This is a genomic window from Paenibacillus sp. LS-5 (assembly GCF_056121505.1).
This window is the reverse complement of the sequence record NZ_JBWAVA010000001.1, coordinates 465,253-485,070: the sequence shown is the minus strand read 5'-3', so window position 1 is coordinate 485,070 and position 19,818 is coordinate 465,253. Positions and strand designations below refer to the sequence as shown.

Here is a 19,818-nt window from a genome sequence, read left to right as displayed (position 1 = left end):
TATAAGCCTGCTTATACATAAGGCTGGGCCATCCATTTTATTAGTGAGGAGCTGTCGGCGATGTCGAAACATCCATCAGAAAAATTAGCGGTTATTTTTTACCGGTTGAATCGAAACTATCAATATCTTATGGCGCTTCGTCTAAAACCATACAACATCACGCCAGAGCAGTGGAATGTGCTGAAACATCTTCAAGAGCAGGATGGCCTGACCCAAAAGGATCTAACCTACATGGCGGATAAAGATAAAACGACGGTTACCCGGATGATCGAAAGTCTGGTGGAGAGGGGGACGGTTACTAAAGAGGTGAATTCTGAAGACCGCCGTTCTTATCGGATTTTCCTTACTGAAGAGGGAAAAGAGCTTATTCGTCAAGTTCAGCCGATTCCAGATCGTGTGAACAGGGAGGTATGCAGCGGATTATCTGATGAGCAGATTCTTCAGTTAAAGGAGACGTTGGACGTTTTGCAGGTACAGATACTAACTGAAATTGAGCACTACAGCCTTCAAAGGGGAAATATTACACATGCATTTAACTAATCGAAAAGGGTATCATTGGCTGGTTGTCTTCACGGTATGTATAGGTGCCTTTATGGCAGCCCTTGATGCAAGCATAATCAATCTGGCATTACCAACACTTGTACGGCAATTTGATATTAGCATGTCTGATGCCGAATGGATTAGTCTGGTTTACTTACTAACGCTTGCATCGCTGGTTATCCCATTTGGAAGATTGGCGGATATGTATGGCCGCCGCTGGATGTATGCCGCTGGCTTTGGGGTATTTCTATTCAGTTCTTTATTGTGCGGTTTATCGTCTAGTTTGATAATGCTGCTACTATCCAGGGTGTTACAAGCAATTGGAGCAGCTATGTTACAAGCTAACAGTGTCTCCATTATTACTGCTTCCACCCCACAGAAGCATCGTGGGAAGGCTATTGGTATTCAGGCGAGTGCACAGGGGATTGGACTTAGCCTGGGTCCGGTAATCGGTGGAGCCTTTCTTTCGATAGGGGACTGGCGCTGGTTATTCTTTATTAATATTCCAATAGGTATCATAGGAACAATCATGGCTGTATTTTTACTTCCGAAAGATATACTGGGCAAGAACCGAGATCCCTTTGATTATTGGGGGAGCTTATTTCTCATTCCTGCCCTAGTCTTGATCGTGTATGTTTTGAATAAGGGAGAGAATACGGGATGGACCTCACCGATTATAACATTATGTTTGTTCGCAGGTTTACTTGCGTTAACTTCGTTTATCAGAGAAGAGCGCCGCTCCAATTCTCCTTTACTTGATTTGAATTTGTTTAAGAATAGTATCTTTTTGACTGGTAATGCGGCAAGCTTTCTTTCTTTTACGGCGATGTATGGAGTGTTGCTTCTTAGTCCTTTTTTAATTGAAAGCGAATTTCACACGTCTATTACGATGACTGGATTTTATATATCATTTGTACCGGTCGGCATGACTGTTTTTACTCCTGTTTCCGGTTATTTATCTGATCGGTTTGGTATTCGCTTCCCGGCAATTATGGGCATGAGTGCAGTTTTTGGAGGATGTATTTTACTGGCTTGTATTCAGAATGAGAATGATATTCCGCTTCTTCTTTCTGGTCTATTATTAGTGGGCATAGGCATGGGGATCTTCACGCCTCCCAACAACAGTCATATTATGGGGAGTGTTCCCAAAGAGCGGCTAGGGGTGGCAGGTGCAACGTTGAATATGAGCAGGACGATTGGCATGGGTATGGGGGTTACTCTTAGTGGCATGCTGTATCAAATGTCGCTTAGATTACTGCCGGCTACTGGGAGATCATCCGCTATTGCAGCATATAGAATTTCTTTTGTGCTTATTGGGTTACTAAGTGCTGCAGCACTTTTTATAGCTCTTTTCCAGAAGAAATCAGGGCATAAGTACAGCGAGGAGTTTATAGAGTACTATATTTAGCAAAGCTGATCCTATGATGGGTTATATAAGCTCATCCTCTTTTTTAAATCTTCTAAAAGTTCATTGGGCATTTCCCTAACCTTAACATCAGCACCCAGAAAAAGTAACCAATTCGTTATTTCAACCAACTCTCCAGGCTTGTTCACATGAACAAAAGTCTTTATCGTGCCTGTGGTTTGGTAAGGGTTGGTGTAGGATAATGATATTTTTAAAGGATGGTATTTTTTGAACTGGGCAATCGCTTTTGGACCAAGATCAAGGACAAGGTTGATTGCTTCTTCCTGCTTACTTAGCTTTTCAATAATCTTTTTCTTGCTTGTTCTATTTTTCACCGGATAGGGTATGACATGGGTAAGCTGGTCTACCGGAAAAATCCGCTTCTTTTCTTCATTTAAGTCAAAGCCTTCTATGAGCCAAAGGTTCTTTTCACGATACAGGTGCATGAGATATATGGGATAAGACTGGATTACCTTCTCTTCTTCGATGGAAATCAATAAATAGCTGTCTATAAGAAGGAGTTGGATCAGTTTTTCCAGCATCGGATGGGGAAGGTCGGACAGGTCAAGCAGATCAGGATTGTTTGGGTTGGTTCCTTCAAAGAGCAAGGTCTGATTCAAAAGAAAAAGGTCTTCCTGCTGGTTTTCTGAGATGAGACCCAGTAATTTTTCCGTTAAGGACTGACGACTCTTAAGGTAGGGGAGCTGCCCATTTCTAGTTGCCATGAAGGCAATAAAAAGAGCTTTGACTTCATTATCAGTAAACCGGACAACGGGAAGGACGGAGTTGCGCATGACAGAATACCCCCCATCCCTTCCAACTTCAGCGACAAGCGGCATTCCCATGGCTTCTATTTCTCTGATATCTCTAATGGCTGTCGAACGTGAGATGTTAAACTCCTGCATCAGTTCAGTAATGGTAAAGTGGGCGCGATTGTTGATATACCGCATGATGATATTAATCCGTTCAACTTTTTTCATGGGAGCTCCTAAACAGTATCATTTTTTGACATGATTTAAGGCTATCATATAATTATCAAGTGAAGAAGACAAATCATTTGATAAATCCACATAAAAGGATGGTTAAGACAATGGAGAAGTATACCCTTGAAGAAAAAGACAGCTTTACTGTTATAGGTTTAGGAACTGAACTCAAAAGTGATTACACAGATTATGCTGGCATTAACAAGGAGAAAGCAGACTTTTGGCTGGCCGTCAGTCAAGATGGAAGGCTTGACACTTTAAAAGCGATGGCCACTAACGACTACGTATTTGCCGTAAACGAAGCGGTGAATAGCAAGATGATGCATTATGCTGGCGTTATGACCGATGCAGCGGCACCAGAAGAAGCCAGAGTGATCCAATTTCCTAAGGGAGATTATCTGGTTGTCAAAGGGGAAGGAACGACGGCAGATGAATTGAATAACAAGCTTGCCGGTGTTGCCTTTGGACAAGTTCTGCCGGAAGCAAAGAACTTTGCGTATGTAGGCGGACCTAATGCAACAGTAGAGATGGGGCAGCGAAATGGCAACATTGTTGGTGAACTGTGGATTCCTGTGGTAAGGAAATAATAATCTGAGCATAAGAGGAGGTTTGGAAATGTCACATATCGTTGATTTTACAAATGTGTCTACGTCAGGCTTGGAGTCTTCACCTGTAGCAGAAGCGCTAGCTGGTTTACGTGCGAATGAAGCCCGTTACTTCATGAACAAATATAAACATGAATTTGAGGTTCTGCCTGCTAGTGAAAGCCAAGATACTCTTGATTATGTGAGCCGGGTTTTAAAAGAAGAACGTGATCTTGTTTTTGCAGCCAAACCTCTAGAAACGTCGCGTTTTCAAGTGGAGAATATCCGGTTTGCCTACGTCTTTTATGAAGATGGTCTGGCGATCAATGTCATGTATACGGTAGATGACCCTAAGAAACGGGCTGTAGGTTTTAAACTCTCTGAGGGGATGGAGGTTCCACAGGAGTTAGAAGGGAAGTTTAAGTTTGCCAGACAGAAATCTAAACTTGCGGGTACCATCCGGGGTTCGTTTTTTGTCATTAAAGGAGAATACGAATAATCCGATCTGATGGCCTGAACAAGTAGAACCGGTGGCTGTGGGCATAATCATCGTTTGGTTTGTGAATTTCTTGCATAAGCATCGCCCTATAATGGAAAACTTCTGTAGTATGGATACTTTGAATTCCAAGGAGGTTAACATGATGGCAACTCAGGACCCGGAAGAGCTGCTTAAGCAAAAACACGAAATGGATGAGCAAAAAAGGCAGTTTACCAATTTTGCCCGGGCAGTCTCCGGTCATGTTGAAGTTGAAGCAGGGCAGGAATTCAGTAATGATCGAGTGCCTGATGATCAAAACCGAATGAAATCTGTGGAGAACCGACGCGATTGATCTTAAGATAGCGATGGAAAATAAGCCGATCCTTTTCTGGATCGGCTTTTTGCTTATCATTCAAGCATTAACCCGTATGACTGTGATAAATCAGTATGGATCAATTATATATTAGTATTAATCATTGGATTGAAGGACACGCTGCTTTATAATTTCATTGTGTTATCAAAGATAGATAAATCCAACTCAATTGAGGGGCTGCAGGCGATGATCGAACTGAAGGGCAAACATGTCGTTCTTCACGATGGTGATTTGAAACGCAGAGAAGAAGCAAACCGGCGGTATTTAATGAAATTGACGAATGATAATCTCCTGTTTAACTATAAAATAGAAGCAGGGAGATACCATGGCAGAGATATTCCACATGATGCACATGGGGGATGGGAGACGCCTGTCTGTCAGATCCGGGGGCATTTTCTTGGACACTGGCTGTCTGCCGCGGCTATGCGGTTTCATGAGACTGGTGATTTGGAACTCAAACTAAAAGCGGATCTCATAATAGACGAGCTTGCCGAATGCCAGAAGGATAATGGCGGACAATGGGCTGGACCGATTCCAGAGAAATATTTACATTGGATCGCAAAAGGAAAAGGGATCTGGGCTCCACAGTATAATATCCATAAGTTATTTATGGGACTTGTGGATATGTACCAATTCACCGGAAGTCAAAAGGCACTCGATGTGGCAGATCGTTTTGCAGACTGGTTCGTCACATGGAGCAGCACCTTCACAAGAGAGAAATTCGATGACATTCTGGACATGGAGACAGGCGGTATGCTTGAAGCTTGGGCGGACCTGCTATATATCACCGGGAATGATAAATACACTACCTTGCTGGAACGTTATTACCGCAGCAGACTTTTTCACCCGTTACTGGAAAGCAAAGACCCTCTGACCAACATGCATGCCAACACAACCATTCCTGAAGTACTCGGTTGTGCTAGAGCTTACGAAGTAACCGGTGAACAGAGATGGATGGACATTGTCACTGCCTACTGGAAATGTGCGGTTACAGAGAGAGGAACGCTGGCAACTGGCGGGAATACTGCGGGTGAAGTGTGGATGCCCAAAATGAAGATTAAGGCACGCCTCGGTGATAAGAATCAGGAGCACTGTACGGTTTATAATATGATTCGTCTGGCAGAGTTTCTCTTCCGGCATACATCCGATCCGGCATATGCGCAGTATATCGAATATAATCTGTACAACGGTATTATGGCTCAAGCCTATTACCAGGAGTATTCTCTAACTGGCAATAAGCACGGTAATCCCGAATCAGGGCTGTTAACTTATTTCCTACCGATGAAGGCTGGCCTTAGGAAGGATTGGAGTTCGGAGACTGATAGCTTCTTCTGCTGCCACGGAACAATGGTACAAGCTAATGCAGCATTAAACAGAGGTATTTATTATCAGGATCAGAATGATCTCTTTGTATGCCAGTATTTTCACTCTGAGCTGACAACTGAGATCAACGGAGAGAATATCCGAATTTATCAATCTCAAGATCATATGAGTGGAAGCATGTTGAACTCTTCGAACACTGCAGGACAGCAGGAATTGAATGAGATCACAGCTCTTCACGAGAATCTGCCTAATTATAAAAAGTATGATTTCGAAGTCCATACCACCTCTTCGAATGAGTTCGCAATCCATTTCCGTATTCCAGACTGGATCATGTCGGAAGCCGTCATCTATGTGAACGATGAGTTACATGGGAAATCTGCAGATCACCATACATTCTATAGCATATCGCGGAATTGGAGATCCGGTGATCGGATCAGTATGATATTGCCTATCGGCATCCGGTTCATTCCTCTGCCGGACGACGAACAGACAGGAGCATTTCGCTTTGGTCCTGAAGTACTGGCTGGTATTTGTGAGAATGAAAGGATTCTCTTTACACAAAAAGATGATGTTGCGTCTGAATTGATACTGGAAAATGAACGGGAGTGGGGGAGCTGGCGTTATTTCTTCAAGACAACAAATCAGGATCCTGGAATCCAGTTAAGAAGAATTCGTGATATCGGTTATGAACCCTATCAAGTTTACTTCCCAACAAAAAAAGCTTAGGCACCTATCGGTGAGATAGATAACGTGGTTAACTAAAAATGATTATTGCGGACAAAAAAGTAAAGGGTGGTTATCTAGTGGAATATCATGTTGCAATTCAAGGAAGCGATCAGGCGCCGGGTACGGAGGTACAACCTTTCCGTACTGTTTCACGCGCTGCGGCTATAGCGGAACCGGGAGATATCATTACCGTGCATGCCGGTGTGTATAGGGAATGGGTCAACCCGGCCAATGGAGGAACAAAGGAACAGAGGATTGTATACCAGTCTGCCGGCGATGGAGAAGTGGTTATCACGGGTGCTGAGCCTGTAGCTGACTGGAAAGCCGAAGGGAACGGTGTCTGGAGGGCGGAAGTGCCAAACAGCCTGTTTGTCATCCGCAACCCCTATCAGACTAATTTGCAAGGTGATTGGTTGTTTGAAGGTGCGTTCGAGCCGCATCTGGGGGATGTTTATCTGGACGGAAAATCCCTATATGAATGTGATAGCGTTACCAAATTGCACAATCCCCAGGTTTGGCCACAGGCCAAATATGCGGAGGACTCTTTGATGCAATGGTACGCGGAAGTAAGTTCAACGACCACCACCATATGGGCGAACTTCGGAGGCAAAGACCCCCGCCAAGAGAATGTGGAAATCAATGTGCGCCCTTATTGCTTCTGGCCTGAGAAGACCGGCCGCAACTATATTACCGTCAGGGGCTTTACTCTACGGCAGGCATCCCCCCAGTGGGCCCCGCCAACGGCTTTGCAAGAAGGACTTATAGGTCCCCATTGGAGTAAAGGCTGGATTATTGAGAATAATCGGGTCAGCGAGTCCAAATGTACAGGTATCAGTCTAGGCAAAGAGAGAACTACCGGTCAGAACGAATACTCTGACATTCGCAGTAAAGGCGGAACGCAACGGGAGCAGGAGGTTATTTTCGGTGCATTGCGCAAGAATTGGCATAAGGATCATATCGGAAGCCATATTGTCCGCAACAACGTAATTCATGATTGTGAACAGGCTGGAATCGTTGGACATTTAGGTGCTGTTTTTAGCCGGATCTACCAGAACCGCATTTATAATATTCATCACAAGCGCATCTTCCACGGCGCAGAAGTGGGGGGAATCAAACTCCATGCCGCACTGGATACTCAGATTTGCGGGAATGTTATCTATAGCTCCTACCGGGCGCTTTGGCTGGATTGGCAGGCGCAAGGCACCCGCATCAGCCGGAATATCTTTTATGACAATCTGTCCGAGGATCTCTTTGTGGAGGTCTGCCACGGCCCTTATATGGTGGATCATAACCTGTTCCTGTCTCCTATGAACTTCCGCAATATGGCCCAAGGCGGTGCGTTTGTTCACAATCTGTTTACTGGCAGATTCGTGGTGCGCTCCGAGCTTACCCGCTGTACTCCCTACCATATGCCTCATGAGACAGCGGTTGCAGGGTACAGCAACATCACGGGCGGCGACGACCGGTATTACAATAACATATTTATAGGTGATGACGATCCGAACAAAGAGCCGCTGCCTATGACCTTTTTCGAGCATCTTCCGCTCACACCAAGGGAAGATATGGATTACGGCGGTGCAGCGGTGATGGACGGTGTACCAGATAACTCCCGCTGTTATCTTCATCCTGCAGGACTGGGCGGCTACAACGATTACCCGAGTATTCGTGAAAAACGGTGGTGGGAATATTCAAAGGAAGAAATTGCGGCCTTAAAGGAATCCGGTAAGCCATTTCAGCCCGATCAGATCGCACTCCCCGTTACGATACAGGGTAATCTGTATTTGAAAAGCGCGGTGCCGAGTAGCCATGAGACAAATGCTAAGGTTTATGTCCAGGGCGGGATCAAGATCGAAATCGATCCGGCTACTTGCAAGATACAAGTGCATGTCCATAGCCCAGAAATACTACGTGCTGCAGCCCCTACGGTAGTTACAACTGATCTTCTCGGCAGAAGCCATCACGCTGAGATGTACTATGAGGAGCCGGATGGATCTTCTTACCGTTTCGACCACGACTTCTTTCATAAGCTGCGCCCAGAAAAAAATGTAACACCCGGACCCTTTGAAATATTTGACAACAGTCCGGTGGAGATTGTTCTGTAAACAGCAGTGCAGGAGAGGTCATTCAGGCTGAGTATAACGAAAATATCACTCATCATACTTCTAATGTGAAGACGGTACCTTTGGATATGACGAGATTGATCGAGTTATTTCGAGCAAAGAAGCAAAGTTGCAGTACAAACAACCGAATGAATCCATTAGTTGAATATCATAAGAAACGAGCTGACTTTCCGTTATGTACCGGTTGTCGGCTTGTTTCTATTTTGAGTAAGCCAAACAGAATAGCGTTTTACTTGAAAAACCCTGCCGTCTATGAAGCACTAGATGGCAAGGACGAGTCTTAGCTTATAGGCTACTTAGCATCAATTGAAATAATGAGGCATGACGCTGTTCGTCATGCATGGCGTGCATAAAATGCATATTAATCGGGTGATTAGTTGCTCTATAGGCAATTTCTTGATAGAACGCTGCCGTTTCTAATTCATCGTGAATTGCGGTTCTGACGCCTTCTTGGAATGTCACAGGCATCTTACCGGCAGGTATTTGCGGTTGTTGTCCGCCAAGGTGGTTTAAAATCATGGTAAACCAATGATAATGTTTGAATTCATCCCGCTGGATACGTAAAATTGTCTGCCGATACTGTTCATTCGGTGCTAATTCAGCTAACCTTTGATAAAATCGATAGGCATGAACCTCACCAACAATTGCTTTAGAGATATCAGGGATAAGAAACGTATCGGTAAATCCCATTCCTCCTTGCATACCCATTTGCCCCATTTGTCCGCCCATAGCCCTCAATCCGTCTGCATAACCCATTTGATACACTAACATCTCCTCCATAAATTTACATATACCTTACCTTATGCTGTGCCATCGTCATTTGAGCCTAGATCCATTAAATTCTCCTGATGCGCTGTAGCGGAAGTAGTGAGTGGGTATCTGTACCTGTAATGGAAAACTGACATGTTGATATCCTTTATTTTGTTTAGCCGAAGGTTTCTAGGGTAAGGATATGAGGAAAAGAAACATTTATCACGAAAATATGGAGGTTGAATAGTCATGTTCCATTATACGGTTGAAACCTCAAAGACCCCTGAAGAGGCGATAGCGGATCTTACTGAACATTTGAAAGATGATAAATTTGGCGTCCTTTGGGAACTTGATATGAAGAGCAAGCTTCATGAAAAAGGAGTTGAATTGGATAGGGCATACCATATTCTTGAAGTATGTAATCCGAATGAAGCGAAACGAGTATTATCCGAAAACATACTGGTCGGTTATTTTCTCCCATGCAAGATTGCCGTCTATGAAGAGAATGGGAAAACTAAGATCGGGATGCCAAAACCTACGTCGCTCATTAGTATGATTCCAACCGATAAATTGATGGCTATTGCTTCAGATATTGAGAACCGGCTTGTTGCTTGTATCGACAAGAGTCGATAACTTAAGGGATTAGAGTCCTAAGTAATGTAATAGATGGCTAGAGGAAGTATGTATGTAAAAGATTTTTTCCAAGTCTTTGCAAAGATATGCGACGATTGTGCTACAGAATGTGCAAAGTTCCAAGACGCACTCTGCCAGGCATGTGCTGAGTATTGCCGCAAATGTGCAGATGAATGCCATAAAATGGCTTCGTAAATCTGAATTCTAAACCTAAAAGGAATCAATAAACAAGCTGACATACCGCTCTGAAACGGTTGTCAGCTTGTTTGTATTATTGAAGCAGCGCTTTTATTGCAGTAAGAACGAGGTTTGATTTTCCTGGATAAAATCATACTTAGCTAAGTTGACTACCGGGGCAGGAACAGGGTGCGTCCAAATCAAAAGAAAGGGGGGAATACTAGGAGTTAGTATAATATTCATTTGATTTTTAGAGCGATTACTTAATAAGCTTCTAATCTCCAACAATAGGATTATTTGAGGCTGTCCACTTCATTGCATATAATGAAAGTACCCCTTCAGGGAGATCGTTAAGGGAGGCCGCGATGAATGAGACCGCATTTGACGAACAATTATTTGCAAGCTTGAAGCCGGGCTTAACCTCGTTCTGTTACAGAATGCTAGGCTCCATGGACGATGCGGACGATGCCGTTCAGGAGACGAGTATTCGGGTCTGGCAGAGCTGGAGCACGTTCAGACAGGATTCCTCGTTCAAAACTTGGGTCTATCGGATTGCCTCCAACCTGTGCTTGGACAAGCTGAGACAATCCAAACGCCGCGCGCTTCCCGTTGACCTGTTCGACCCGGCCGTCGCCATCGCCGAGCCGCGCGACACGCTACCGGACTCTGCCTGGATCTGGCCGTCTCCCGACTTTGGGGGCAATCCGGAGGATCGGCTCGTCCGAAGAGAAACCCTTCAACTGTGTTTCATCGCTCTCCTGCAGACCTTGCCTCCGCGGCAGCGCACAATTCTCATTTTGAAGGACGTATTTGAATGGTCCTCCAAGCAGATCGCGGAAACGTTGGCGATGTCGCCGGCAGCGGTGAACAGCGCCTTACAAAGAGCCCGAGAGACGATGGACCGGGCGCAACTTCGCTCGGATGAGCTCAGTAGCATGGATGTTCAACCGGAGCTGCAACTGTTGTCCCGGTATGTGGAGGCCTTCGAGCAATTCGATATTGCTGCGCTCATCGCGTTGTTCCATGAGGAAGGCTGCATGTCAATGCCGCCCTTCAAGATGTGGATCCGCGGCAAGGAAGATTTGTCCGCCTTCTATTCGCTTACTCGCTGGCATTGTGAAGGTTCGCGATTTGTGCCCATTACGGTGAATGGCGGTTATCCGGCGTTGGCCCAGTATATACCGTATAAAGAGGGCTCTGGCCTGGTGCCCTGGGGCATCCACGTCATCGAAACCAAAGAAAATCAAATCCTGCATGTTCAAAACTTCATTCACACGCCATTATTTACGCGATTTGGGCTGCCGGAGCGAATTGACCAATGAATTTCGTCATTGGCTTACTTAATTAGCTCATCGCGAAGAAGACGCCGGGGAAGATGCTCGGCGTCTTTCTTTTTGAACCCTAGTACGCTACATTAGCCTTAACTTTGTGCTGCATCCATATTCATGTAGTTAATAGCCCACAGATGGCCGTCCAAGTCCACGAAGCCCCAATGATACATGGATTCATGATCTTCTGGTTCAGCGTGCAATTTCCCACCCAAGGAGAACGCAGTATTCACAATTTCATCGACCTTTTTCCGGCTCTCGAAGGCCAATGCGATCGTCATCTGCGCATACTTGCTCGTATCGACGGATTCCTTACCCGTGAGCGTATTAAAGAATTCTTGATTGATCAGCATTACCTGCAGGTTGTCACCGATCACGATGGCTACCGAAATCTCGTTCTCGGGGAATTGCGGGTTGACCTCGAATCCGAGTCCGGTGAAGAACGCTTTCGATTGTTCTACGTTTTTTACAGGCAGGTTGAAGCTCGTAAATACGGATGTTAATGCCATTTTCAAAACACCTCTTTGTGAAATTATTTTGTGTTCATCTATGCCTTCGTTATATAGACGACAGCCGATCCGGGAATTCATCGGTTTCATGGATTGGGAATCGGATAACCGCCATTCCCGTAAGGTTGCTTATTCATATTGTGCAGGGATGAAGTAAAAAGGAATTCTATGAATATGAATTATATAACGACGTGTCAATAAAGCAAAAAATCAAAAAAACGCATCCAGCGCGGCTTTCAATAAAAATATGTTCTTCTCCCGAACAAAGGACTAGTATTGTAGACTTTGGGGGACAAGACTTCAAATTTGGGGTATTGGATGGTAATTTAGAAGAGGGGAATGAAGCAGCTAAAAAAGGTCTTGGGAAAACAAATTTACAATGGAGGTAGACGTAGTCGTGTGCATCTTTCCTATTGAAATATTTAGGAGGCCATAATTGTTTAACATTCATATGCTTGATCGACCATATATTCCGTATGTATGTTGTGTTTCAAAGGAGTGGATGGGGGGGAGGCGTATTGTTGTTTACACTCCGTACTTCAAAATTCATACAATCGGTAAGTGTTAGTTCGACCTTACGACAAGACAGGTTGAACTTCTGGACGAAGCAGATATAGCTGTTTTAGCAGTACAATTATTATTGGTATAAAGATGTGATTCAGAGCAATGGAGGAAGTTTGTTCGATAAATAATAAGTGCATTTGTGGATTGTAAGTTAAATTCAGACTTGTGTTTCAACGTCCTCTTGCAGATGTTGATGTTATACATTCAATTGATGTTCACAATAGCCGCGACTAAGCGACTCTTTGTTTTTAGAATCAGCCGGCTGTTATTGATTTTGTTTTAATGCTGTTGATACTTTAAAATAGTGATATTGTTATCACCTGAGTAGTTTGTAAGTATTCTAAAGACATAGATGGAACATTGCAGTACTTGGAGGTGGATTGGTTATTTATGCAAATTTTAGTATTAGGTGCAACCGGACGTGTTGGCAGTCATATCGTGGCCAATGCGCTTAAGGATCAACACCATGTAACTGTACTGGTTCGTAATCCGGAAAAATGCCAGACTCATAATAAAAATTTAACAATCATTCAAGGTAATGTATTGAATCGAGAGAATATTATGCGTGCTATCCAGGGAGCTGATGTCGTTATTAGTGCACTGAACACAGATGGGACCAATACGCTATCCGCAAGTATGCCGTTGATCATTGATGCAATGCGTGAAGAAGGAATAAAACGAATCATTACTTTAGGAACAGCTGGTATTCTGCAAAGTAGACAATCTCCGAGTGTTCTAAGATATCAATCCAGTGAATCCAGGCGTAAATCCACCCATGCTGCAGGAGAACATCATCGAGTATATTTGATGCTTCAAGATTCAATACTGGAATGGACGATAGTGTGTCCCACATATTTACCAGATGGAGTACACGTAGGTGTATACCGTGTAGAGCGTGATTTTCTACCTGAAGGTGGCACTGAAATATCCGTAAGGGATACAGCAGAATTCACGTACAATCAAGTTAAAGATGACTCTTATATCAAGTCTCGGGTAGGAATTTCTTACTAATTATTGAGAATTACCTGCAGATAAGGGAAAGAAGATATACCCAAGAAAAAATGAAAGATTTTTGTTTATTGCAGCACCTGTAGGACGCAAAGGTAAAAATAGACGTTTAACACAACGTTCTATAGAAAAACTTGTTGAGAAATATGCAAAAGTCTTTGGAAAGCCGGCTTTGACGGTTCATTCTTTGAGGCATTCATTTGCCACACGTTATCATATTGAGAATATTGACATAAAGTTACCTGTCCTCAATGGTGCAACTGTCGCCAACCGGTCCAACTTCCTGCAGTCTTATCGCTTGCAGACTCTTTGCAATTGCCTTTAGCCGGTTTTAACCGCGTTTTTCTGGTATCTCTAATCGAAAACAATTCTTTGACTCCGTAGGAACTTCTGAAGCAGAATATGATTGAGGCTAAACCAGGGATGTGGACCGGTTCCTATACGTCAGGCAGCGTAACTTCTTTATTCTTCTGGTTTCCCAGTGAGCCTGCGCTTGATTTGGAGATGTTTCGTCTCCTCCCAGGGAAAGGCATTTACAGTCGGCCGTTCTATCCTTGCCATTTAACCACTCACTGGAAGAGGCAATTTAATCAGGTAAACCAGCTATGGTAAAATAGAGGTTATTAAGAGACCTATCCAAGAAGCAGTAAATGTAAATAGAAGGGGCAAAATAGTAAGGAGGTAAGGGCACTAATGCCTTTACCTCCATTTTAGCTTTTGTCAAAATGCAATGCGTCTGATAAAACGATTGCCCAAATTGTTGCTGAGAACCTGCCTGAATGACCCAGCACCTTGCGTGTTTTGGAGCAAAGGCTATGAGGGCGCGTCGTAAGGAAGCTGTCGAGGTTATCCTTCAGGCTACTGTATGATCTGAATATATAACTGTTTTAGAATTGTTCTTAAGCATCAACAAATGCTATCATGAATTGGAGTGGTAATTAATAGTGTACATGCTTTTTAATTATATAGTATCTATAAAGTAATAAATAGAACCGGGGGCTGTTAATACCAATATGAAAACATATTATTGTGACCTTGAGGTTACGTTGGATATTATCGGAGGAAAGTGGAAGGGGCTTGTTTTGTATTATTTGATTAAAGGTCCAAAGCGCACGAGCGAGTTAAAGAGACAGATACCAGGTATTACTCAAAAAATGCTTATTCAAACGCTTCGAGACCTGGAAACGAGTGGACTGATACATAGAAAAGTATATAATCAAGTCCCCCCGAAAGTCGAATATTCAACTACTGAACTTGGTCAATCTCTTGAATCTATTTTGAAAGCTCTTTGCAACTGGGGTGGAAAATATGCAGAGGAAACATTCGCACAGGATGAGTTCGAAATTTTGCACACGGATTAAAAATAGTATAAAACGAAAACCCCAGGGATATCATGCTTGGGGTTTTCGTTTATATAAATGGCTATAGAAGAGATTTAGCCCAACAATCTTACAATTGTTTCTTTTTAGTTACTATATAACAAAAAAGTACGTACTTCTTTTTTTGATATGTTTGATACATAATGTCACTTGTAAGGTGGAATTACATCTTACACAAGTAAAATCGCTGCGTTGTTATGGTTTGGTTACTATAGCGGTACTAATATAGGCCATACGGCCTCAAGAGGGAGAGGACAGAAATTATGGGGAAATTCAATGGTAAGGTCGTGGTCGTCACGGGAGGGACAAGCGGTATCGGACTTGCAACGGCACAGCGTTTCGTGGAGGAAGGCGCGCATGTTTTCATAACTGGACGCAGACAAAACGAGCTGGACACAGCGGTGAAATTGATTGGGGAACGGGTCACTGGCGTTCAAGGTGACATATCAAATCTAAACGATCTGGACAAACTATTTGAAACGGTGAGACAGGAGAAAGGGCATCTGGACATTCTTTTCGCTAATGCCGGACTTGGCAGCTTCCTGCCCTTGGGCCATATTACAGAAGAGCAATACCAGATTACATTCGATGTAAACGTAAAGGGTACTCTGTTCACCATCCAGAAGGCTCTGCCGCTGTTTCCGGACCAGACTGGTTCCATCATTCTTACGGGTTCAACGGCATCTACGATCGGCGATGCAGGGTTTAGCGTGTACGGAGGAACCAAAGCGGCGCTCCGCCAGATGGCGAGAAACTGGATTACGGACTTAAAGGGGACCGGAATACGAATTAATGTACTGAGCCCAGGAATGATCCATACGCCGGCTTACGACGATTTGTTTGGAGAGGCGTTGGATCAAGTCCTTGAATCCGCTAAGGATACCGTTCCAATGAGCCGCCTTGGTAAAGCTGAGGAGATCGCCAGTGCAGTGATGTTCCTTGCCTCGGAGGAAAGCAGCTATGTCAACGGTATCGAACTATTTGTAGATGGTGGATTGGCACAAATCTAAGCATTCGTTAAAGGCCGCTTAATCAGCGGCCTTTTTATTTGAAGTTGTTTTTTTGTGACCAAAATAGGGGATTTATCGGCAATGGGATCAAGTTCTTGTCCAGTGTCGGATGACAAGAATATGTTCCGCATGGCACCCGCATATATGGCGGGTTTTTCTTTTTAACGGTACAGATTCTTGTCAAAAACCAATGACAAGAATCTGTACCGATTGCCGAAATAGGCCAAGAATGTGTTCCGTTAGCCGATCATTCATATATACATGAATGATCCAAAACAATCCAAAATAATTCAACACAATTCATAACTCCATTCCTTCTCGGAACGAAGTCAAAGAAAACATAATATTTCTTTACGGGAGTTAGTATTTCCGAGTTGGGCTAAAGACGGATACTGATTTCGCAAATACTCTGTGTATGAAATTTTTACGAATGTCGCAAAAAAACGTTATGTGAAAAATTAGGGAAAAATCTAAAAATTGATTCCGATCGCTCCGTCCGGAAAAAATCAATTTCCCTGAGCAGTGGCTTAAGCCAATCGTTACTTCCGAACAATTTCTCAGCAAATAAATGAAAGCCTTATTGAGAGAACATCGGAAGGTTTGAAGTTAAAATTGAAATTCTATTCCGTATGAAGCTTTTAACCTAATTCCAATTTAGCAAATTCAATCGATTTTTAGTTAATGCAACATAATTCGACAAAATAAATTCAGTTTAATAGTTATACTAAATCTATATAATGAAAAAAATCTACGAAAATGAATAATGAAAAAGTCATATAAAATTATCTTTTTATGTTTATAGAATATAGTTGAATACATTGTGACCATCTAGTTATTAAGAGAATGAGTATGTAAATCTCAAATATATCATTCGAAACTTTAAAAGTAATACAACATTAAACTTTAACACGGGTATGAATGTAATTATCGGTTATACAACTCTGATAAATCCAATTTGCTTAAAGCCCTAGAATTAGTTCTTAGTGTGAATTCATTTAAAAAGCTGAGTGAGGATGATTTTAACAAGGAAGTCACAGTTGATGATCTGAAAAAACACTCTCCCAAGGTGACCAAGTTGCAAGTCTTAGAATAAATTTGTTTGCTTGTTCTATAAAAAATGGAGGAAACTTTAAGAAGGGGATGTGTTTAAAATAAATAATAAAGGGATATCGCTTGTTCAAAACTTTACGTACATGTTCAAACAGGATCAACTTCTAACACTCAAAGATATGTACAAGAATGACGAAGATAATTTTCATATTTATATGGTGGGAAGACGACCACTTATATTATTTGACTCATCCTCTTACGATATCGAAGATGGGTTTTTTAAAGGAATGATCCGTATTGCTCATAACGATACCTTTAAAAAGGTAAGATTCCAAATCCCTTTTGAAGAAACAATACTTAAAGTGGTGTTCGAGATAAATGATCAATATATCATTATTGAAACTGTTAACAAACAAGTCACTAAGGTTCACGCTGCGTTTGTATTACAAACATTCCTTTCTCAAACTGAACTGGATTCGCCTATTTTAGATCTCGAAGTATTATATATTGGTCGTGCTTTTGGTAACAACGACACACCTACCCGCAATGTCTTCGACAGATTGAAACACCATGAAACTGTACAGAAAATATATAGCGAAAGAAGTTGGGATAGCGATATTTGGCTGACAGCCTGGAGATTTACTCCCAATTCAATTACATTCTTCGATCCCACTGATAGCGCCGATTACTTAAGGGATTACATACATGATTTTATTGAATCGAAAAAGCATAACACTCGATTTTTACAAATATCGGATAAACAAAATATAGCTGTAGCTGAAGCTGCTTTGATCAACTACTTTAAGCCCCCTTATAATAAAGATTTTAAGTATAACTTTCCGTCAGCGGAACATGAGTATAAAGAATGTTACGAATTAAATCTCGATTATGTAATTGTTGAATTAGATACAACTGGTTTGGGTTTTAGACTCAAGAGTCAAACTGTTGAAGTTAATAAAGAACATATTATTAAATATACATTTGATTCGAAACAGGACTTTAAAAATCTATTTAATTTTAGTTTGCCGTTGGTATAACAGATATGTCATTGAGAAACCTGTACGAAAGAAAACTCCCACAAAACTAGTCCAACATCAGATGGATTGCATTAGGCTATTTACTCCGATTGATCGTTGAATTTCCGTAAGTAGGGAAGGATCTGGGTAAAAACGTCACAGGTGTATTATAAGCTTCTTGGCACAAAGGCTGGAAAATCTGAAATAGTAATGGGAGCTATAAGGTGGCCAAAGCACTGATTCAAGGGAAGTTCATACTGACGCACTGCCGCTGCTGGGAAACTAGGAAGAGCGGTGAAAGCCCAACAATCCAAGAGTACGCCCTGAGTTATCCTAGGTTGGCTTAACAGAGATATTCAGTGCTCCGCTAGTGCTCATTCGTAAAACTATCAATAATTTCCCCTAATAAAAAAACTTGGAGAGCAATGGAGGAGTAATATGAGTAATATGATTAATGGCCAGTTTTGGCTACCAGAAAAAGAAGATCAAAAGATTTCGGGAACTATCCAAGTCAGTGTTAATGGACTATCTGGGTTAGATTTGTTTGGTGTGTTCGATGGGATCAATGGGTTTGGAAACTATTCTATAATACTTGGCATCACTCCAAACGGACCCGTAACTTTACACAATTGTGTAAATACTGGTGAATCGTTTAGTATATTCACTCACGCTTATGTCAGTTTCAAAGTAACTTTGGTACTAAATGGATCACATTTTAACTCTTTTGATGAGATTGGATTTTTAAAGTATAAATTTAGCTTGACAAACCTTAATAACTGGGCAAATATCTCCGGAATTACAACTACATCACATCAGGATAGTTTGAGCACTCAAACTCTAACTCACATCGAATCTAATGATATCCTATTGGCAAATGTAAACAACTTAGAAATATATCTATCAATTTCATTTAGTGCATCTTTTAATAACAGTCATTTATATAAAAGTATTACGTGGAAAGAAGGCAGTTTCCTTTACATTCAGAAATCAGATCAAACCAAGATAACATTTAATGATTTTTATTACATATATCTTCCAATAATTCAAAACTTTTTTACTTTCTCAATAGGTAGTCCCGCTTTTCCAAATGAAATTATCGGGTTTAATGAAAATTTAATAAGTGATGAAGATAGTGAACTTGAGTTAATACAAAATATGTTCGGAACAAAAATATTGTTTAAAATCCCCCACATACCTGAAGAGTATGAAACTACCCATGAATTGGAAATGCGCCTACCTTACAGCAAGATAAAAAGCTGTACTGATGAGATAATTAGCAATTGGTTTTTTATAAACGAGAAGTATTCTGCTATCTTTGAATTGTTCTTTGGTACAATGTACAACTCATCTTTATATCCACAAAACAAATTCCTGAGCAATATGCAAGCTTTGGAGTCTTATCATAGAATAGCGTTCGGAGCCGGTGAATCAATTATGAGTATAGATAAGTACAATGATTTGCAAAAAAAGTTATTCAAAGTCATTGAATCTAATTTAGACGAAGAAACTTCTGGAAATTTTAAAAATAAATTTATTTATTTAAATGATACAACTCTAAGAAAAAGATTGAAACACTTGATAGATGAAAATAAAGAAAGATTAAAAATATTGTTCAAAGTAAATCGTAATTTTATTGATGAGTTGGTGGACGCCCGGAATAATATGACTCATATAGATAATAATGAAGATAAAAAGGATAAATTAAATCGTTTAGAGCTTACAAGATTAATAAATAAGAGCACAACAATTCTTGAATTATGCTTGTTAAATGAGCTCGGGGTTTCTGATAATATTAAGGACTCATTTATTTCAGGCTTAAAGCATACCCGACTTTTTTAATAATATTAAGATTTTATCAATAC

General features: G+C 41.7%; 19 protein-coding genes. 16 read left to right on the top strand and 3 right to left on the bottom strand.

What is annotated here, in order from left to right:
- Positions 1-60: 60 nt before the first annotated feature.
- Both AC0MA3_RS02195 and AC0MA3_RS02190 read left to right on the top strand, forming a co-directional pair.
- The gene (locus AC0MA3_RS02195) at positions 61-540 is read left to right on the top strand and encodes a MarR family winged helix-turn-helix transcriptional regulator (protein WP_474655026.1); all 480 of its coding nucleotides are present in this window, start codon (positions 61-63) and stop codon (positions 538-540) included.
- Complete coding sequence (locus tag AC0MA3_RS02190; RefSeq protein WP_474655025.1) at positions 527-1,948, top strand: MFS transporter; 1,422 nt, start codon at positions 527-529, stop codon at positions 1,946-1,948. Before AC0MA3_RS02195 ends, AC0MA3_RS02190 begins: the two co-directional genes overlap by 14 nt.
- 11 nt (positions 1,949-1,959) lie before the next feature.
- On the opposite strand, the gene AC0MA3_RS02185 is transcribed toward AC0MA3_RS02190, so the two are convergent.
- Positions 1,960-2,925: a helix-turn-helix transcriptional regulator gene (locus AC0MA3_RS02185; protein ID WP_474655024.1), complete on the bottom strand. Its 966-nt coding sequence runs from the start codon at positions 2,923-2,925 to the stop codon at positions 1,960-1,962.
- Between the two features lie 110 nt (positions 2,926-3,035).
- On the opposite strand from AC0MA3_RS02185, the gene AC0MA3_RS02180 reads away from it, so the two are divergent.
- The 5 genes from AC0MA3_RS02180 to AC0MA3_RS02160 all read left to right on the top strand — a co-directional run bounded on the left by AC0MA3_RS02180 (position 3,036) and on the right by AC0MA3_RS02160 (position 8,514).
- On the top strand, positions 3,036-3,515 hold the full coding sequence (locus tag AC0MA3_RS02180) for a GyrI-like domain-containing protein (protein ID WP_474655023.1): 480 nt from the start codon (positions 3,036-3,038) through the stop codon (positions 3,513-3,515).
- A 28-nt stretch (positions 3,516-3,543) separates the two neighbouring features.
- Complete coding sequence (locus AC0MA3_RS02175; protein ID WP_474655022.1) at positions 3,544-4,011, top strand: phage tail protein; 468 nt, start codon at positions 3,544-3,546, stop codon at positions 4,009-4,011.
- A gap of 142 nt (positions 4,012-4,153) precedes the next feature.
- On the top strand, positions 4,154-4,342 hold the full coding sequence (locus AC0MA3_RS02170) for a hypothetical protein (protein ID WP_474655021.1): 189 nt from the start codon (positions 4,154-4,156) through the stop codon (positions 4,340-4,342).
- Positions 4,343-4,549: 207 nt separating this feature from the next.
- Positions 4,550-6,412, top strand: a complete 1,863-nt coding sequence (locus AC0MA3_RS02165; protein WP_474655020.1) for a beta-L-arabinofuranosidase domain-containing protein — start codon at positions 4,550-4,552, stop codon at positions 6,410-6,412.
- Positions 6,413-6,489: 77 nt separating this feature from the next.
- A complete protein-coding gene (locus AC0MA3_RS02160) occupies positions 6,490-8,514 on the top strand; it encodes a right-handed parallel beta-helix repeat-containing protein (RefSeq protein ID WP_474655019.1) in 2,025 nt (674 codons plus the stop codon).
- Positions 8,515-8,817: 303 nt separating this feature from the next.
- On the opposite strand, the gene AC0MA3_RS02155 is transcribed toward AC0MA3_RS02160, so the two are convergent.
- Positions 8,818-9,288 (bottom strand): ferritin family protein, encoded by a 471-nt coding sequence (locus tag AC0MA3_RS02155; protein WP_474655166.1) that lies wholly within the window; start codon positions 9,286-9,288, stop codon positions 8,818-8,820.
- Between the two features lie 243 nt (positions 9,289-9,531).
- Between AC0MA3_RS02155 and AC0MA3_RS02150 the strand changes: the two genes are divergently transcribed.
- From AC0MA3_RS02150 to AC0MA3_RS02140, 3 genes are all read left to right on the top strand, one after another.
- Positions 9,532-9,915: a DUF302 domain-containing protein gene (locus AC0MA3_RS02150; protein ID WP_474655018.1), complete on the top strand. Its 384-nt coding sequence runs from the start codon at positions 9,532-9,534 to the stop codon at positions 9,913-9,915.
- 33 nt (positions 9,916-9,948) lie between these two features.
- On the top strand, positions 9,949-10,110 hold the full coding sequence (locus AC0MA3_RS02145; protein WP_474655017.1) for a four-helix bundle copper-binding protein: 162 nt from the start codon (positions 9,949-9,951) through the stop codon (positions 10,108-10,110).
- A gap of 269 nt (positions 10,111-10,379) precedes the next feature.
- Positions 10,380-11,414, top strand: coding sequence for a sigma-70 family RNA polymerase sigma factor (locus tag AC0MA3_RS02140; RefSeq protein WP_474655165.1), 1,035 nt, complete (start codon positions 10,380-10,382; stop codon positions 11,412-11,414).
- A 98-nt stretch (positions 11,415-11,512) separates the two neighbouring features.
- Here the strand turns inward: AC0MA3_RS02140 and AC0MA3_RS02135 are convergent, their stop codons facing one another.
- Positions 11,513-11,929: a VOC family protein gene (locus tag AC0MA3_RS02135; RefSeq protein WP_474655016.1), complete on the bottom strand. Its 417-nt coding sequence runs from the start codon at positions 11,927-11,929 to the stop codon at positions 11,513-11,515.
- Positions 11,930-12,883: 954 nt separating this feature from the next.
- Here AC0MA3_RS02135 and AC0MA3_RS02130 point away from each other — a divergent pair.
- From AC0MA3_RS02130 to AC0MA3_RS02105, 6 genes are all read left to right on the top strand, one after another.
- Positions 12,884-13,504, top strand: coding sequence for an NAD(P)-dependent oxidoreductase (locus tag AC0MA3_RS02130; protein ID WP_474655015.1), 621 nt, complete (start codon positions 12,884-12,886; stop codon positions 13,502-13,504).
- 61 nt (positions 13,505-13,565) lie between these two features.
- A complete protein-coding gene (locus tag AC0MA3_RS02125) occupies positions 13,566-13,826 on the top strand; it encodes a hypothetical protein (RefSeq protein WP_474655014.1) in 261 nt (86 codons plus the stop codon).
- A gap of 688 nt (positions 13,827-14,514) precedes the next feature.
- Positions 14,515-14,862 carry a winged helix-turn-helix transcriptional regulator gene (locus tag AC0MA3_RS02120; protein ID WP_379152446.1) on the top strand — a complete coding sequence of 116 codons (348 nt, stop codon included), beginning with the start codon at positions 14,515-14,517 and terminating at the stop codon, positions 14,860-14,862.
- A gap of 281 nt (positions 14,863-15,143) precedes the next feature.
- Entirely contained in the window at positions 15,144-15,890 is a 747-nt protein-coding gene (locus tag AC0MA3_RS02115; RefSeq protein ID WP_379152449.1) for an SDR family NAD(P)-dependent oxidoreductase, read from the top strand.
- A gap of 1,142 nt (positions 15,891-17,032) precedes the next feature.
- Positions 17,033-17,977: a hypothetical protein gene (locus tag AC0MA3_RS02110; protein ID WP_474655013.1), complete on the top strand. Its 945-nt coding sequence runs from the start codon at positions 17,033-17,035 to the stop codon at positions 17,975-17,977.
- A 417-nt stretch (positions 17,978-18,394) separates the two neighbouring features.
- Positions 18,395-19,795 (top strand): ApeA N-terminal domain 1-containing protein, encoded by a 1,401-nt coding sequence (locus AC0MA3_RS02105; protein ID WP_474655012.1) that lies wholly within the window; start codon positions 18,395-18,397, stop codon positions 19,793-19,795.
- Positions 19,796-19,818: the final 23 nt, after the last annotated feature.

Coding starts and splice junctions, on each gene's coding strand:
- AC0MA3_RS02195 (WP_474655026.1), top strand. CDS start 61: ATGTCGAAACATCCATCAGAAAAATTAGCGGTTATTTTTTACCGGTTG.
- AC0MA3_RS02190 (WP_474655025.1), top strand. CDS start 527: ATGCATTTAACTAATCGAAAAGGGTATCATTGGCTGGTTGTCTTCACG.
- AC0MA3_RS02185 (WP_474655024.1), bottom strand. CDS start 2,925: ATGAAAAAAGTTGAACGGATTAATATCATCATGCGGTATATCAACAAT.
- AC0MA3_RS02180 (WP_474655023.1), top strand. CDS start 3,036: ATGGAGAAGTATACCCTTGAAGAAAAAGACAGCTTTACTGTTATAGGT.
- AC0MA3_RS02175 (WP_474655022.1), top strand. CDS start 3,544: ATGTCACATATCGTTGATTTTACAAATGTGTCTACGTCAGGCTTGGAG.
- AC0MA3_RS02170 (WP_474655021.1), top strand. CDS start 4,154: ATGGCAACTCAGGACCCGGAAGAGCTGCTTAAGCAAAAACACGAAATG.
- AC0MA3_RS02165 (WP_474655020.1), top strand. CDS start 4,550: ATGATCGAACTGAAGGGCAAACATGTCGTTCTTCACGATGGTGATTTG.
- AC0MA3_RS02155 (WP_474655166.1), bottom strand. CDS start 9,288: ATGGGTTATGCAGACGGATTGAGGGCTATGGGCGGACAAATGGGGCAA.
- AC0MA3_RS02150 (WP_474655018.1), top strand. CDS start 9,532: ATGTTCCATTATACGGTTGAAACCTCAAAGACCCCTGAAGAGGCGATA.
- AC0MA3_RS02145 (WP_474655017.1), top strand. CDS start 9,949: ATGGCTAGAGGAAGTATGTATGTAAAAGATTTTTTCCAAGTCTTTGCA.
- AC0MA3_RS02135 (WP_474655016.1), bottom strand. CDS start 11,929: ATGGCATTAACATCCGTATTTACGAGCTTCAACCTGCCTGTAAAAAAC.
- AC0MA3_RS02130 (WP_474655015.1), top strand. CDS start 12,884: ATGCAAATTTTAGTATTAGGTGCAACCGGACGTGTTGGCAGTCATATC.
- AC0MA3_RS02120 (WP_379152446.1), top strand. CDS start 14,515: ATGAAAACATATTATTGTGACCTTGAGGTTACGTTGGATATTATCGGA.
- AC0MA3_RS02115 (WP_379152449.1), top strand. CDS start 15,144: ATGGGGAAATTCAATGGTAAGGTCGTGGTCGTCACGGGAGGGACAAGC.
- AC0MA3_RS02105 (WP_474655012.1), top strand. CDS start 18,395: ATGAGTAATATGATTAATGGCCAGTTTTGGCTACCAGAAAAAGAAGAT.